Source organism: Portibacter marinus (assembly GCF_021533195.1).
Classification (GTDB): Bacteria; Bacteroidota; Bacteroidia; order Chitinophagales; family Saprospiraceae; genus Portibacter; species Portibacter marinus.
Window position 1 is genome coordinate 440,529 of record NZ_JAJNKB010000002.1, and the last position, 15,747, is coordinate 456,275.

The 15,747-nt window shown below is 39.0% G+C and carries 13 protein-coding genes; 9 read left to right on the forward strand and 4 right to left on the reverse strand.

What is annotated here, in order from left to right; genetic code table 11:
• Positions 1-150 precede the first annotated feature (150 nt).
• Positions 151-2,268, reverse strand: coding sequence for a carboxypeptidase-like regulatory domain-containing protein (locus tag L2567_RS06065; protein ID WP_235296856.1), 2,118 nt, complete (start codon positions 2,266-2,268; stop codon positions 151-153).
• 268 nt (positions 2,269-2,536) lie between these two features.
• Positions 2,537-3,520 carry a M23 family metallopeptidase gene (locus L2567_RS21125; RefSeq protein ID WP_319942125.1) on the reverse strand — a complete coding sequence of 328 codons (984 nt, stop codon included), beginning with the start codon at positions 3,518-3,520 and terminating at the stop codon, positions 2,537-2,539.
• A gap of 332 nt (positions 3,521-3,852) precedes the next feature.
• On the opposite strand from L2567_RS21125, the gene alaS reads away from it, so the two are divergent.
• A complete protein-coding gene (gene alaS / locus L2567_RS06075) occupies positions 3,853-6,471 on the forward strand; it encodes an alanine--tRNA ligase (protein ID WP_235296857.1) in 2,619 nt (872 codons plus the stop codon).
• A 127-nt stretch (positions 6,472-6,598) separates the two neighbouring features.
• Here alaS and L2567_RS06080 read toward each other — a convergent pair whose 3' ends face one another.
• On the reverse strand, positions 6,599-9,115 hold the full coding sequence (locus L2567_RS06080) for a M14 metallopeptidase family protein (RefSeq protein ID WP_235296858.1): 2,517 nt from the start codon (positions 9,113-9,115) through the stop codon (positions 6,599-6,601).
• Positions 9,116-9,175: 60 nt separating this feature from the next.
• Between L2567_RS06080 and L2567_RS06085 the strand changes: the two genes are divergently transcribed.
• From L2567_RS06085 to L2567_RS06105, 5 genes are read left to right on the forward strand one after another with little or no spacing between them, the layout of a single operon-like run.
• Positions 9,176-9,475 carry a hypothetical protein gene (locus L2567_RS06085; RefSeq protein WP_235296859.1) on the forward strand — a complete coding sequence of 100 codons (300 nt, stop codon included), beginning with the start codon at positions 9,176-9,178 and terminating at the stop codon, positions 9,473-9,475.
• 2 nt (positions 9,476-9,477) lie between these two features.
• The gene (locus L2567_RS06090; RefSeq protein ID WP_235296860.1) at positions 9,478-10,284 is read left to right on the forward strand and encodes a hypothetical protein; all 807 of its coding nucleotides are present in this window, start codon (positions 9,478-9,480) and stop codon (positions 10,282-10,284) included.
• Position 10,285: 1 nt separating this feature from the next.
• Positions 10,286-11,707, forward strand: coding sequence for a sugar transferase (locus tag L2567_RS06095; protein WP_235296861.1), 1,422 nt, complete (start codon positions 10,286-10,288; stop codon positions 11,705-11,707).
• The gene (locus L2567_RS06100; protein WP_235296862.1) at positions 11,707-12,438 is read left to right on the forward strand and encodes a shikimate dehydrogenase family protein; all 732 of its coding nucleotides are present in this window, start codon (positions 11,707-11,709) and stop codon (positions 12,436-12,438) included. Before L2567_RS06095 ends, L2567_RS06100 begins: the two co-directional genes overlap by 1 nt.
• Entirely contained in the window at positions 12,426-13,616 is a 1,191-nt protein-coding gene (locus L2567_RS06105) for a proline dehydrogenase family protein (protein WP_235296863.1), read from the forward strand. Before L2567_RS06100 ends, L2567_RS06105 begins: the two co-directional genes overlap by 13 nt.
• Positions 13,617-13,622: 6 nt before the next feature.
• Here L2567_RS06105 and L2567_RS06110 read toward each other — a convergent pair whose 3' ends face one another.
• A complete protein-coding gene (locus L2567_RS06110) occupies positions 13,623-14,006 on the reverse strand; it encodes a CoA-binding protein (protein WP_235296864.1) in 384 nt (127 codons plus the stop codon).
• A 251-nt stretch (positions 14,007-14,257) separates the two neighbouring features.
• On the opposite strand from L2567_RS06110, the gene L2567_RS06115 reads away from it, so the two are divergent.
• From L2567_RS06115 to L2567_RS06125, 3 genes are read left to right on the forward strand one after another with little or no spacing between them, the layout of a single operon-like run.
• The gene (locus L2567_RS06115; RefSeq protein ID WP_235296865.1) at positions 14,258-14,947 is read left to right on the forward strand and encodes a MotA/TolQ/ExbB proton channel family protein; all 690 of its coding nucleotides are present in this window, start codon (positions 14,258-14,260) and stop codon (positions 14,945-14,947) included.
• 5 nt (positions 14,948-14,952) lie between these two features.
• Complete coding sequence (locus tag L2567_RS06120; RefSeq protein ID WP_235296866.1) at positions 14,953-15,342, forward strand: ExbD/TolR family protein; 390 nt, start codon at positions 14,953-14,955, stop codon at positions 15,340-15,342.
• A 1-nt stretch (position 15,343) separates the two neighbouring features.
• Positions 15,344-15,736, forward strand: a complete 393-nt coding sequence (locus tag L2567_RS06125) for an ExbD/TolR family protein (protein ID WP_235296867.1) — start codon at positions 15,344-15,346, stop codon at positions 15,734-15,736.
• Positions 15,737-15,747 lie beyond the last annotated feature (11 nt).

Here is a 15,747-nt window from a genome sequence, read left to right on the forward strand (position 1 = left end):
ATGATTTTTTGAGAAATGGCTTTTATTTTTTTTTAAAGATGGCCTCCTACTGACTCTCTTTGACTTACTCTTTTGCATAATCTGACGTTATGACATTAAAGATATAGATTTCTTTAATATATACCTTTTAGGAGTTAAGTCCGAGATTTATTATTTGAATAGATAACCGATGGTGAGTTGGATATTATGGCCCATCAATAAGCTGTTTGAAAATTGTAAATCATCGCTCGTCACAGAAATACGATCAGTGGGTAATTCAAGTCGCTCTCTTTTCTTAAAAATCCAACTGTTTTCCTTAAAAAAAACATATTGTCTTTGTGAATAAGGAAGGTAGTAGGACCCTCTCAAATATATTTCTTTGTTTCTATTTAGCTCTATGGACATTTCACCCGTAAGTTTTAAGGATCTAAGTCTGCTACCATAGGCTATTCTTACAAAGTCGGTATTGAAGTTTTTACTTCCTATTAAGATTCGGTCTTGCAAGTTTTCCGCAGAACCAAGGTTTCTGCCATATCTCATTCTACTATGTTGCGCAGAAAGCTTTAGGAATACTGGTCTCTGCCTACTCAAATTGAATTGAACACCAAGACCCGAAGCAGACTCTTTGTAAATGGATCTTCCAAAATCGAGTGCTCCGCCAAATCTCAAAAACCATCTTTCATTAATAACAAAGTTTAAATCAGCTGCACCTATGATTTCGAATTCTCGCGAATTTATGGTATTGTCCACACTCAACAATGGCTCTTTGCCTTCTTTTTCAAAATAGGAAACAGCAAGCTGACGCTGTGGAGTAGATAAAAGGTGGCTGCCAATCCCAAACATGGTTGAGGAACTAAACCTCTTGGGTCTTTGTCTTTGGATGCCAGGTTCTCCGATTGAGATGTCCCGCATATCAAACTCCTCCTCATTTTCAAGTGCCTTCTGCTCAGCTTTTTCAATTCTCTTTGCGATTTCTAAAGAATCTCGCAGCTGAATAATCTTGCTCATTCGTTCAGGAGCAAAAATCTTTTCTGATTCTTGAGCGCTTTTATATTGCTGCATACTTTCCGTAAGCTTGTCGCTCATCGGTACAATATTGTAGGATTTCCAAAAATCTTCGTCGTAGGTACCTGTCATATCTACAAACTCTTCTCCTCTTTCCAAACGTTCTAAGTAAGGAATCTTTTCCGCTCTTCCTGTTTCAATTTCTGTAATCTTAATCTCATTAGAATAGATGCCTCCACTTTTCCGACCTCCTTCTCTTACAGCATCACTGAAGTACCACTTACCATCCACATTTTGATAGTTTACGATGTATTTATTGAAAGTCCATACACCGCTATATAATGGGTAATCATCATATTTTTTAAGTCCATAAGGTGTGATTTCAAATTCAGCACGAATGAAAGCATAGGAGTTTTTGTCAATGTACATTTTGCCTCGCATTCTTGCTTCTAGCTTATAACTCTTAGTAAAATTCAAAAGTTTATGAAATAAGGACTTGGATTTGGCATTACGATTTTTGAGTGCGGGTGCGTCTGGATCAATATCAAAGCCTATGATGTATACCTCTCGTCCATTGAACGAAGTCATATTTTCTACCCAATAACGATAGGCAGGAAAATATTCCTCGTCAATAAAGTCTTCTCTGTTTTTCACAAAATCGAACCTGTGTGCTGCCATGTGTCCGGAACTAAACCCTCCTCTTACAATGGTATCAAGAGGGTTTTCCATGTTGATCTTTCTGCCTTGTATAAGACTAACAAATCCTTCTTTCTGATTTTCATAACTGGTTTTATATACATTCAGGACCCCTTCAGCCAGATATACATACTCGTCCGATTCATCCGTTCTCGACTCGCGATAAAAGGCTGTAGCGGAGTTGGCTTTAGAAGGATAATTCGTAGGAATTCTAGAAATTGCTTTTCGTACGATATTTTCTACAGCACTTTCATCAATAATCTGGACTTCAGATAGTTGATATGCGGTGGGATTTAGTTTAATAGTTGCCGGACTCTTGACTTCACGGAGGGGCATGGTGAATCTTTCGTAACCTATTACCGACACCATCAAGTTTGAGCCTGCGTAATAATCTGGAATCTTGAAAAGGAAATTACCATCAGAGCTTGAAGTTGTGCCAATACCTCGATGAGGTATACCTATGTTAGCATAAGGAATAGGCTCATTGGTATCCTTATCTACTAATTTTCCATGTATGATTTGATAACCCTGCCCATTTAAGGAAAAACTAAAGGTTGTGACGAGTAGTAAAAGTAGTAAAAATCTCATGTAGACGAATGCGTTCAATTATGGGTTAATAAGATGAGATAAGTCGTTCTTATCCTAACATGTAAAATTAGGACGATTGGATTTTTGTGAATGTTACGATTTTTACGAAAAGAAATTAAATCAAGATTTAGGGAACAAGCTGGATGGGAGCGCTCATCAGAAAAGTACCACTATGAAAATCTTAAATTTAGAAATGCAGTATTAGCAAGATACAGCCAACCCTCTTGAGGGGGATTCTAATGAAATATTTGTGATAATAGGAGATAGTTTAGTCGAAAGATTGGTTTTCTTCAGCTGCTCTATGTACCAGAATCTGATATTCCTCAGGAGTTAAACCATCCATACAATAGTCGATTGGATTAACTGCATTTCCATTGATACGCACTTCATAGTGGAGATGTGGTGCGGTGGAAGTTCCGGTACTGCCGATCTTTCCAATCACTTGACCTCTGGTCACTTTTTCACCTACTTCTACATCAATTTCACTTAAGTGACCATATAACGTGGTATAGCCATATCCATGATCGATGATGATGTTCTTTCCATAACCTCTCTTCTTTTCTTCAACCCTGATGACTTTTCCATCACCTGAAGATATGATGGCAGTTCCTTTAGGAGCAGTAAAATCAATGCCTTTATGGAACTTCTTAACATTATGGATAGGATGAATTCTGTATCCGTAGCCAGATAACTTAAGTATATTTCTTTTTAGATGGTCCGCTCTGACAGGTTTGATACTTGGTATGGAAGCGAGTTTTTCCTTTCTTGAGTCCGCAAGCATCTCAAGCGTATCCAGTGATCTTTTCTGGATTTCGAATTGTAGCTTAAGTTTGTCTAGCTTAGATAAAGATTGCTTTATAATTTTACCTGTATTGCTATAGTTGGTGATGTAGTCATATTTTTCTGAACCTCCAATACCACCTTCCCAAACGTTTTCATCAATAGGGTCCATTCCCAGAATCACCCGATGAATGTTAGCATCTTTTTCTTGCACCTTGCCCAATTCCTGTGCCATGGAATTCATTTCATTGGTCAAAAGCTCATATTGCATAGATAATTGATCCAGTTCTCGTTTCTGGGCTCTTTCCTTCGGAGATGGAAGATAATAGTAGGCGAAAGCGCATAAAAGTATGGAGGTCAGGATAACTCCTGAAGTAATTCCGATACTTCTTTTGATGATCTCTTTAGTGCCTAGTTGATGTTTTTCGTAAGTTAGTGTGTTAGGGTTATAAACGTATTTCTCTCGTTTCATCCATTATTTTGTTTACAATAGCTGCTCATACGTACTAATGACGCAAAAAGCAACAGGTTACCCTATGTATTTTAAAATCTTTAGAACATAGTCTTAAAAAGAAGTTAAAAACATATAGTTTACTACATTTGCTGCTGTCGTAGAATATGTAAATAGGATTGGCGTAAAAGTAAGTTTTGTCAAGCGAATTACAAAAATTTATTTAACATATTTTGGTCTATTTTTTGGACACGACATAAGCAGTTGATTTTGTTGTATTTATATAATTAAAATATTACAAAATAACAACATATTAAAGTAATATTTAATTTTTAAAATATTGTAATTCAATTATGAAGGCAAAGGTCGTGAGGGAGAAGTTCTTGGATTTTTTCGAACAAAGACAACACAAAGTAGTTAGTTCTGCTCCCATCGTACTGAAGAATGATCCCACGTTGATGTTCACTAATGCTGGAATGAATCAGTTCAAGGACTATTTTTTAAATAATGCTGTTAGTCCCAATAAACGAATAGCGGATACCCAGAAATGTCTTCGTGTAACCGGAAAGCACAACGATCTGGAAGATGTAGGTATCGATTCCTACCATCACACGATGTTTGAGATGCTTGGAAACTGGTCGTTCGGAGATTACTTTAAGCGCGAGGCTATAGATTGGGCGTGGGAATTGTTAACTGATGTCTATGGAATAGATAAAGACTCCCTTTATGCTACTGTTTTTGTGGGTGATGCATCTGATGGCTTAGAGGCGGACAATGAGGCTTATGAAATGTGGAAAGATCACTTGCCTGAAGAAAGGATTTTGTTTTTCGACAGAAAGGATAACTTTTGGGAGATGGGTGAACAAGGTCCGTGTGGTCCATGTTCTGAAATTCATGTGGACATTCGATCTGATGAGGAAAAAAAGCAGCAATCAGGCGCGGAACTGGTTAATATGGATCACCCCCAAGTGATAGAAATCTGGAATCTTGTTTTCATACAATTTAACAGGAAAGCGAATGGGACACTTGAGGATCTTCCGGAAAAACACATTGACACTGGTATGGGATTTGAGCGTCTTTGTATGACCTTGCAGGGTAAGACTTCTAACTATGACACAGACGTCTTTTCGGGTTATATAGAAATGGTTGAAAAATTATCTGGTATCACCTACACCGGAAAATATGATGGAAGTTCAAAGTCCGATATTGCCATGCGGGTCATTGTTGATCATATCCGTGCGGTGTGTTTCGCTATAGCAGACGGTGAAATGCCGTCTAATACCGGAGCTGGTTATGTCATCAGAAGAATTTTAAGACGAGCGGTTCGATACTACTATTCTTTTCTTGAAATCACAAGTCCTTTACTACATCAACTTGTACCCAAGCTAGCTGAAGATTTTTCCAGTGTATTTCCTGAATTAAAGGCACAACAAGAGTTTGTTAAAAGGGTCGTTTTGGAAGAGGAGAAATCTTTTTTAAATACTTTGGAAGGTGGACTCAAAAGAATAGAGCAACTGAATTTATCGGACAATAGGATTACTGGAGACGAGGCTTTTTTATTGTATGACACTTATGGTTTCCCCATTGATTTAACCAGATTGATTGCAAGTGAAAAGGGATGGGAACTCGACGAAAAAGGATTTGAAGTAGCATTGAAAGCACAACAGGAGCGATCAAGAGCTGATGCTCAAAGATCTGTAGGGGATTGGCATACCATTCAGGAAGGGAATGTGGTATTTGTGGGGTATGACCAACTCGAGGTGAAAGATGCAAGGGTGCTGAAATACAGAACAATCAAGGATAAGGATGGGCAGCATATTCAGTTGGTGCTGGATAAGACTCCTTTCTATGCAGAAGGTGGTGGGCAGGTTGGCGATAAAGGCACTTTGAGGATCGGTCAGGATTTAATTAAGGTTTTGGATACTCAAAAAGAGAATGATCTCATTCTACATTACGTTGATCGATTACCTGGCGACTTGACAAAGCCGGTTGAAGCGCGAGTACAGAATAAAAGACGTGCATTGACTGAGAATAATCATACGGCCACTCATTTGCTGCATGCTGCATTAAGAAAAGTTTTAGGAGATCATGTTACCCAGAAAGGTTCCCTGGTCAGAGATGAAAATTTGAGATTTGACTTTGCACATTTTTCAAGAATGAGCGAGGCTGAAATTAAGGAGGTTGAAGATATCGTTAATCAGAAAATACGTGAAAATATATCTCTGGAAGAAGCCAGAAATATTCCTATCGCGGAAGCTAAGGAATCGGGAGCGATGATGCTGTTTGGTGAAAAGTATGGCGACAATGTTCGAATGATTACTTTTGACAAGGATTATTCTGTGGAGCTATGTGGTGGATGTCACGTCAATGCTACCGGGGAAATAGGTTTGTTTAAGATCATCAGTGAAACTGGTATCGCTGCAGGAGTTCGAAGAATAGAAGCTATAACGGCAAATCGGGCAATGGAATATGTGAATGATAAATTAGACACTCTTGATCAAATTAGTAATATGTTCAAATCTTCCGGTAATCCGGCGGAATTAGTAAGTAAATTACAAGAGGAGAACAAAGCACTGAAAAAGAAAATTGAATCCTTGTTAGCAGAGAAAGCCGGGGATCTACAGAGTGATCTGCGTCGTCAAATAGAAATGGTCAATGGTGTTAATTTTATCGGCACAAAGCTACCCATAACGGATAGTAAAGCAGCTAAAACATTGGCTTACAACCTGGAAAAAGAGATTGGTAATGTTTTTATCATTTTCGGAATAGAAGATAATGGCAAAGCACAGTTGATGATAACGATAAGTGAAGTGTTGACCAAGGCAAAAGGGCTTCACGCCGGAAACATGGTTAGGGAACTCGCTAAGGATATAAAAGGGGGAGGAGGGGGACAACCCTTTTTTGCTACTGCAGGTGGTAATGACCCCGGAGGACTTGATATTGCTATCAAGAAAGCGAAGGAAATGCTCTAATTCTCACCGACATCTTGCAAACAGTTATTCTGGAAACTTATACCATAGTTACTGCTCTTGCTAATCCTCATGCTAGTGCCAGAGATTGAAAAAGAGCGCCTCATAAATAGTGAGACGCTCTTTTGTTTTATCGGGCTACAGCACCACCACTAATGATTTGTCCAAAAAAGATTGCATTCGCCAGTAGTTTGTTGGATCCATACCAATATCCTCGAAAATTAGTATTATCTGCGAAGCAAATTACTTTGCCGCGTCCCTTACCGCCCACGAATATTGCAGCAGTACCTTTTAAATTATTTAGATTTTCATCTGTGATGTATCCTGATATCAATGGTTCATCAGTATACACGCCCGGACTGGAATATGGGTTTTTAGGCAGTTTGTAGAAAGTAGTACCCCTCTTAAAGCTAGCCATTTTTTCATTTTCAATACCATACATCAGAGGATGGCTAAGATCGACGGCCATTTCGAAAATGGCACCTCCTATATAGTTGCGTCCATTATCTTCCGAAAGTCTATGATAGGGTTTACGTTCATCCGATGTATCCTTTTCTGGTGACACCGTTTCTATGGCCACCAGTTTGTTTCGTTTAGCCCAATCTATTGCACTCTTATAACAAATTAATGTTCCACCATCGCTAACCCATCTTTCCAGGGCATCCACATTCAGGTTTCGATAGTTTCCATCAGGCATGATGATGACGTTATAGTCCCAGAAATCTGCTCTTCTGACATCTGAAACATCCAGCTTGGTTAATGTCATATCATAGCGCGTATCCAGTAAGTGCCATATTTCTCCAGCATCATAGCTATTGACACCATCACCGACAAACATCATTATTTTGGCATCCTCTAATTGGTCATTGGTCGGGCTTCCTAAATCAAATCCATCAGCGGGTTTACCAGAATTGATGGCATAAATATCAATATTGGTCTCCTCCGCCGCTTTACGCATCAGTTCTGCAATCTCACCTTCTACTAAATCCTGATTTTTTACAGGGACAATGATGGTTCCGCGACCAAATGTTTTGCTACCTTCTGAAGTCCGATAGGCAGATTGTTCATTGGTTACTTTAGCCCTCAAACCAGCATTAAGAATGGTATTTAATAGCTTAGGAGTATAGTAATCGTTCCATTCAAATACATAAGCGTACTCTGCATTATCACCAATGACCTTGCCTTCACTTTCAGGAACTTGTGTGATTGGTGTACCCAAATTGATATCACCTGTCAACTCACGATAATCGAGGTCAAAAGCTTCTGGAAGGGTCCATGCTGAAACATCGTAAAATAAACTATCCTGGAATTCGGTAACTTTTTCAAAAATGGTCTTGGTAAGCCTGTACTGAGGTTGGTCCAAGGGCACCACATATTGGTCATCTGACTGATATACTTTGATCTGGTGTGAAAGGAGAATATCCAAAAAATGATTCGTCTTTGCGATATCTTTACCTACATCAAATGCATATGCTTTCGTTCGGTTTTCTTTTGCCAAGGACTTTGTATCGGCATAGAATTTATCTTGATACTTTAATAAGTCTTCACGCAAATTGACCGCCGCTTTTTGAGTGGAAAGTGCTGTTGTGACTTGGTTTCTAATGGTGAAAGGGAAGGTGAGAAGTCCATTGTCGCTTTCTTGCAAATGTCCTCTTGAACTGGCCTGCTCGAACAAAATACCAACTCCACCATTGGCATCCGGATAAGTGGATCCTTTGCCATAGTAGTAATCATCAAATGATTCTCTTGAATAATAAAGTGAGCCGATATCGTCCAAGGCTTCTGCATGAAATTCAGCTATGGATTCAGTAAGTTCCTGATTTCTCCACGGAGTGTTAGGATTAACCCTGGTCTGTATACCAGGTTGGAAGAAGAAAGTAGAATTAGTACCCATTTCGTGGTGATCAGTAAGAATGTTAGGTTTCCATTTGTGAAAATTGTTAATTCTACCCTGACTTTCAGGATGAGTTAACAATAACCAGTCTCTATTCAAATCAAACCAATAATGATTGGTTCTACCTCTAGGCCAGGCTTCAGAATATTCTCTATCCGCAGGATCGGAGGTTAAGTTCTTCGATTTGTGCGTATTGACCCAAGATGCGAACCGATTCAATCCATCGGGATTATAACTGGGATCAAATAGTATAACGACATTTTCCAGAAGGTTTTCTACTTCCTCACCTTGACCTGCTGCAAGATAGTAAGCCACCATTAAAGAAGCGTTAGACCCACTTGGCTCATTACCATGAATGCTAAAGCCTTGATATATAACTGCGGGCATATCTGAATAGTCGTTGATATCATTATCAGGATCCGATAATTCGAGATGCCTTGTTCTGATATTTTCGAGATTGCCGTGATTTTCGGGAGAGGTAATGGTTAATAAAACCAATGGTCTGTTTTCATGAGATCGAGCGTAAGTTTCGATCGTTATTCTATCGGAGAGGCCCGCAATTTCTCTCATGTAACTATAAAGCTGATCGTGGCTCACATGCCATTCACCTACCTGGTAACCTAAGAATTCTTCCGGGGTCGGAATAGATTCGTCATACTCGATGTCAGGCAGGTAATAATTCAGGTCTACCTTTTGCCCAAAGACAGTGAATAAAAGTGAAGTCAATAAGAACGTCAATATCGTATGTTTCATATTTGTATTTTGCCCTAAAATAGAAATGTTTCTTTACTTTTGCAGGCTAATCTAGATAGAATGTATATAACCCTTGTGGTCATCATCATTGGTTTGGTTCTCGCCTTGTTAGGAGTCAATGTATTCTTCAGAGTGCGTGTTTTAAAGAGTTACAAAAGTTTGGTTAAAGCCAATGTTGAGTTTGATCTATCTCATATATTGAATGCAGACAAATTGGAGCGCGAAGTGATCCCCAGGTATCCCAATTCAACAGAAGAGATTCGATCATTTATACACCATTTAAAATTGTCCTTCAGAATAGGTATGTTGCTTTTTATTCTCATATCGTTATTCGGCTGGGTATTGATGCGTTATAGATAAATATGAGAGAACTTTTTGTGTTCATTTTTTTATGTACCGTTTTCGTCTCATGTGAAATTCCATCAAGGACGACGGCTGACTTTGTATTTATCGAGATCGATGAAATGCTTTTGGAGGGGCAAGATTCTGGGTTTAAAGATGTGTGGTTTTATCAGGATGGTCAAATCCAGGGAGTCTATGAGCTACCCCAAAAAATACCGGTCGTTAATGACGATCCTTTGAATGTTGTTTTTCAAGCAGGAATACGAGAAAATGGCATCAATTCAATGCCCAGAATTTATCCGTTCGCTACGCAGATAGAACAATCTCTAAATATAGAAGAAGGAACAACCATATCCATTATTCCAGAATTTAATTATTTACCCGGTACAAAGATTCGAATCAATGCGACATTTGAGAATGATGTCGCTTTTAGTAAGGATGAGGACGGAAGTGTACAAACGTCTCTTGCTTTAGTGAATGGTAAAGGTGAAATAACTTTGGAACCAGGCCAAATTTTTGAAGCCTCTACGGACTTGGTTTTTAGTGGTATACCAAGAGATGGTAGTCCTGTTTTCGTTGAAGTGGAATATCAAGGAAATGCGGATCTGAAGGTTGGCTTGGTAGGTGTTGTGGCTAATGATTCGTTTAAAGAATATTTTGTATCATTAAGGTCAGAGAATAACTGGAAGAAAGCATTTATAAACTTAACAGATTTAGTGATTGCTTCAGCCCTGGATGGTTACCGAGTCTTGATAGGGGTTGACAATAATCAAGGAAATGATCCAGTAAATGTTTTTGTAGACAATATCAAGCTATTGCATTTCTGATATGAAGCGACAAAGAGGGAAGGAGCTATTTATTTATCGTACAGGAGATTTTCTGACTGCCTTACTTGCGTGGATTTGCTTTTTCTCATATCGTAAGTCAATTGAAGGTGGGCCGTCTGATTGGTCTTCCATTTTTCAAGACGAGAAATTATGGTATGGAATGGTGTTTATTCCAGTTTTCTGGTTGTTGTTTTATTCTATTTTTGATAAGTATAAAGACATTTATAGGTTCTCGAGATTGGCCACTTTCACCAGGACCTTTTTTCTTAATTTCATGGGGGTATTGGCGCTGTTCTTTACAGTGTTGCAAGATGATTTGGCCTTAAAACTGACCAGTAACTATAAGATTTTTGGGACCCTATTTTTATTACAATTTGGATTTACAGCCACGGTGCGCATGATCCTGTTGACCATCGCCAGTCGTCGGTTGAAAAGCGGTAAGGTTGCCTATAACACCATCATTATAGGAGGTGATCAAAACGCCCTTGAGCTTTATGAAGAGATTACCAGTCGCCCATACAAACTGGGTCATAATTTTGTTGGGTTTATAGACAGCAATGGAAATAGCACCAATCTGATTAAGAAGTATTTGCCAAAGCTTGGCAAAATAAAGAATCTGGAATCAGTGGTTAGGGCACATAATGTCGAAGAAGTCATCATCGCTATTGAAACCTCGGAGCACAATAGGTTGAGCGAGATTCTGGACATCTTGTCCGAATTTGATGAAAGTGTTTTGGTCAAGATCATTCCGGATATGTATGACATTTTATTGGGAACCGTTAAAATGAACCATGTTTATGGTGCGGTCCTGATCGAGATTGAGCGTGAACTAATGCCTAACTGGCAATTTTTTATAAAGCGCCTTATTGATGTTTTTGCCAGTATAATTGCTTTGATCATCTTACTACCATTGATCATATACATTATGATCAGGGTTAAGTCGTCTTCAGAGGGACCCATCTTTTTTAAGCAGGAACGAATAGGTTTGAATGGTAAGCCTTTCCAAATTTATAAGTTTAGGTCCATGTATCTAAATTCTGAGCCTGACGGGCCACAATTAGCGCAAGAGAATGATGATCGGCAGACGCCTTGGGGGAGCGTGATGCGGAAGTGGAGATTGGATGAGATTCCTCAGTTCTGGAATATATTGAAAGGAGATATGTCGCTTGTGGGTCCTCGTCCTGAGCGTAAGTACTATATTGATTTAATCGCAAAGGAAGCGCCCTACTATCGCCAGCTGTTGAAAGTAAGACCAGGAGTTACTTCCTGGGGACAGGTCAAATATGGATATGCCTCCACTGTCAAACAAATGCTGCAACGCATGAGATTTGATATGCTTTACCTCGAAAACATGTCGCTAGCTTTGGACTTCAAAATCCTGTTTTATACCATCTTGGTAATCTTAAGAGGAAAAGGTAAATGATGAAGAATAAGAGGAAATTCGGATTGATAGGATATCCACTCAAGCATTCGTTCTCTCCTGGATATTTTGCTGAGAAATTCAATAAAGAAGAAATAGAAGATGCAGTATATGACCTATACGAGCTGGAACGAATAGATCAATTTGAGAACCTAAAGCGGTCTGAAATTGCAGGATTAAACGTCACCATACCCTATAAAGAAGCTGTCATGCCATATTTAGATATGCTGAGTCCAGAAGCAGTATCTATTGGCGCAGTAAACACCATAAAATTCACTGATCAAGGCTTAATGGGTTATAATACAGATTGTTATGGATTTAAAAATTCTTTGACCAGTTTTTATGGAAATCGAAAGCCAACCCGCGCACTGGTACTGGGTACAGGAGGCGCAAGCAAGGCAGTTCGTTACGTTTTATCAAATCTCAATATTCCATTTACCATTGTTAGTCGTCAACCATCACTACTTAACTATGATGAGTTGAGTGCTGAACATTTTGACGGTGAGGTGCTCGTGGTCAACACCACTCCATTGGGAACCTGGCCGGACATTGACAAAGCCCCTAACATACCTTACCAATTCTTAACTAGCAAACATTTCCTTTATGACTTGGTTTACAATCCTGAGAAAACTTTATTTTTGAAGCTTGGAGCAGACCAGGGAGCTGCGATTAAAAATGGTTATGATATGTTGAAACTACAAGCAGAAAAGTCGTGGGAGATATGGAACGGTTAAAAGAAACGACAGCACTGGATTTTTCTAATACTGAAATCGCATTTGCTGATAAGTCTGACCGCGAGTTGAAGAAAATGCGTTGGCTTTTTAATATGATGAGCAAGCAAGCATTAGTCAACTTTACTTCGAAGCTTGGCATGTTTGCAGTCAAATATTCTCTGCCATTTGCAAAGACAGCCGTGAAAAACACCATTTTTGAGCAATTTTGTGGTGGTGAAAGTCTTTTGAAATCTCAGCCGACCATTGACAAGCTTTACCAATCCAACATCTTAACCATTCTGGATTATGGGGCAGAAGGCAAAAGTGGTGAGAAAGAGCTAGAAATAGTTGCCGGAGAATTTATCAGAGGAATTGAATTTGCCGCCTCTAATGAGTCCGTCCCGATTATCAGTATTAAGCTTACAGCAATCGGTGAAAACCACATCCTGATTAAAAAACAGACCAGTGAACCTTTGAGTGACAGAGAAAAGCACTTGTACGAGCAAATGGTTGATCGCCTGGATCGAATCTGTAGGAAAGCATATGAACTAGGTGTAGGCGTATTTATTGATGCAGAGGAGAGTTGGATGCAAGTTACTATTGATGAACTCGCAGATCAAATGATGGCAAAATATAATAAGGAGCGAGTTGTAGTCTATAATACTTTCCAATTATACCGCCATGATAAGCTGGCTTTTTTAAAGGAATCACATGAAAAAGCCAAGTCTCAAGGGTATATGCTTGGTGCAAAATTAGTGCGGGGAGCCTATATGGAAAAGGAAAGAGAACGAGCTCAGGAAATGGGCTATGAATCTCCCATTCAACCGGATAAACAGTCTACGGATCAGGATTATAACGAGGGACTAAGATATTGCCTCGATCATTACGAAACGATTGCCTCCTGTGCCGCTACACATAATGAACGCTCTTGTTTTCTTCAGGCAGAATTGATCGGAGAAAGAAAGATGCCTAACAATCACCCACATTTGAACTTCTGTCAGCTATTGGGAATGAGTGACAACATCACTTACAATCTGGCTGCTGCCGGTTATAACGTTGCGAAGTATGTAGTATATGGTAAGGTCAATGAAGTCTTGCCTTACCTGGTCAGAAGAGCTGAAGAGAACACCTCAGTTACTGGTGATGTAGGCAGAGAGCTTGCACTTGTTCAGAAAGAGATTAATAGAAGAGAGCAATAAGGCTTGCTATACTGAAACATTTTCGTATTCTCCGATGCTTAGTAAAACCAGTGTACAGGCATTTTCACAAAGAATACCTTGCTCATTGGCCAGGTTGAAAAACTCAATATTTTCAGCTCCTGGATTAAAAATGATCCTTTTTGGCTTTAAGCTCAATAGATAATCATAAAATTCTTTCTGTCTTGAGGCATTGACATACATCGTAATGGTATGAATATCATTAATTTCAGGTGTGCCTGTCAAAACTTCGATTCCCTCTATTTCTCCTTTGCGAAGTCCCAGAGGTACTACTTCATATCCATTCAGTTTCAATATTTTCACTGCGCGATGAGAATATCGGTAAGGTTTTAAAGAGGCTCCAAATACAAGTGTTTTATATTTATTATTCATGTTTTATATAACTATGCAAGTTTTATTGCTTCCTAACGGTCAATGGTTTATATCTTAACCAATCTAGTTGTCGTTTGTTTGTTCATCCCTATCATAGGATTTATGTAACTCAATACAAAGGAGTAACAAATTATGAAGTTCTATAATATATTGAAAATAATCCATAAATTTGTCGCTCTCAAATACTTGTTTCGAAATTATATTCGTTAAGTGTGGGTGTTAAATATTTACTAGCTAAACAATAATTACAGATGTTCAATAAGATGTTTTTCCTTTTCCAAGAAGCGGCAGATGCGGAACCGGAAGTAGAATACGAAAGATTTTATGACCTGGTGCTTCAGGGAGGACCACTTGGTGTTGCGATCGTTTTGATCTTACTTTTTCTATCGATTGTAGCACTATACATATTTGTTGAACGGTGGTTTACGATTAAGCGTGCGGGGAGAATGGATGAGAATTTCATCAATAATATCAGAGCGGCAGTAGCGGCGGGAAATGTAGCGGGAGCAAAATCGCTTTGCGCAACACATGATACGCCAGTCGCTAGGATGGTAGAAAAAGGCTTGGTTAGAATTGGCAAGCCACTGAATGATATTGATGCAGCCATAGAAAATGTAGGAAATCTCGAAATCTTCAAGTTGGAAAAAAACCTTTCCACCTTAGCCAGTATTGCCGGTGCAGCGCCAATGATTGGTTTTTTCGGAACTGTGACAGGGATGATTATGGCATTTAGAGAGATGGCAACTCAGCAGAATGTGACACCCGATGTTTTAGCAGGGGGTATTTATCAGGCATTAATTACTACTGCTTGTGGATTATTTATTGGTATTCTGGCATTTGTGGGCTACAATTTGCTGGTAGCCTCAGTTGAAAAAGTGGTTTTCAAAATGGAGCGCTCCACAGTAGAGTTTATGGATTTATTACAGGAACCCTCTAATTAAGGTCAATGAGAAGGAGAAATAAAGTCAGCGCAGAATTTAACATGTCTTCATTAACAGACATTATTTTCTTGTTATTGATTTTCTTCATGTTGACCTCAGCTGCTATACAAATCAATATAGAGCTGCCGGAATCTGATTCAAGAACAGTTGCACCTACAGATATTCCAGTGATGCTTACGACTGACGGAGTTATAAAGTTTAAAGGAAAGGTGACACAAAAAAGTAAATTAAGGGGATTAATCAGTGAAGCAAAATCTAGTTCAGAGAACAGTGAAAATGCAACGGTAACGATCATTTCGCAGACGGGCGTGCCGTGGAAAGACGTGGCAGATATTATGGAAATTTCTAACTCCTTAGGTATGAGAGCAATAATCTCTACCCAACCTAGAAAATAATATGGGATTAAAGAAAAAGAGTAAGGTAAGTGCAGAATTCAATATGTCGTCATTGACGGATATCATCTTTCTGTTGCTTATTTTTTTCATGTTGACATCGTCTTTGGTGGTACCTAATGCATTAAATCTTAAACTGCCCGGTAGAACAAGTACCAAAACTCAAATTAATACTGAACCATTTAAGGTAACCATCAATAGAAGTGGTGACTATTTTTTAAATGGGAAAAGAATCAGCGCCATAAATCTGGAAGGAGCTGTTGCGCGTTTGAAAAGACAAAGAAGGGGAGGAGAAGTCAGCATGACTATTTCTCCGGATCCTAACACATCGAACGAACATGTAGTTCGTGTAATGGATATAGCTTACAGATACGGCGTAACAGCAGTGTTGCTCTAAGACGAAAACTC

Excerpts from the sequence above, each read along its gene's own strand:
- L2567_RS06095 (WP_235296861.1), top strand. The coding sequence starts at position 10,286 with ATGAAGCGACAAAGAGGGAAGGAGCTATTTATTTATCGTACAGGAGAT.
- L2567_RS06080 (WP_235296858.1), bottom strand. The coding sequence starts at position 9,115 with ATGAAACATACGATATTGACGTTCTTATTGACTTCACTTTTATTCACT.
- L2567_RS06100 (WP_235296862.1), top strand. The coding sequence starts at position 11,707 with ATGAAGAATAAGAGGAAATTCGGATTGATAGGATATCCACTCAAGCAT.
- L2567_RS06115 (WP_235296865.1), top strand. The coding sequence starts at position 14,258 with ATGTTCAATAAGATGTTTTTCCTTTTCCAAGAAGCGGCAGATGCGGAA.
- alaS (WP_235296857.1), top strand. The coding sequence starts at position 3,853 with ATGAAGGCAAAGGTCGTGAGGGAGAAGTTCTTGGATTTTTTCGAACAA.
- L2567_RS06110 (WP_235296864.1), bottom strand. The coding sequence starts at position 14,006 with ATGAATAATAAATATAAAACACTTGTATTTGGAGCCTCTTTAAAACCT.
- L2567_RS06120 (WP_235296866.1), top strand. The coding sequence starts at position 14,953 with ATGAGAAGGAGAAATAAAGTCAGCGCAGAATTTAACATGTCTTCATTA.
- L2567_RS21125 (WP_319942125.1), bottom strand. The coding sequence starts at position 3,520 with ATGAAACGAGAGAAATACGTTTATAACCCTAACACACTAACTTACGAA.
- L2567_RS06090 (WP_235296860.1), top strand. The coding sequence starts at position 9,478 with ATGAGAGAACTTTTTGTGTTCATTTTTTTATGTACCGTTTTCGTCTCA.
- L2567_RS06105 (WP_235296863.1), top strand. The coding sequence starts at position 12,426 with ATGGAACGGTTAAAAGAAACGACAGCACTGGATTTTTCTAATACTGAA.
- L2567_RS06065 (WP_235296856.1), bottom strand. The coding sequence starts at position 2,268 with ATGAGATTTTTACTACTTTTACTACTCGTCACAACCTTTAGTTTTTCC.
- L2567_RS06085 (WP_235296859.1), top strand. The coding sequence starts at position 9,176 with ATGTATATAACCCTTGTGGTCATCATCATTGGTTTGGTTCTCGCCTTG.
- L2567_RS06125 (WP_235296867.1), top strand. The coding sequence starts at position 15,344 with ATGGGATTAAAGAAAAAGAGTAAGGTAAGTGCAGAATTCAATATGTCG.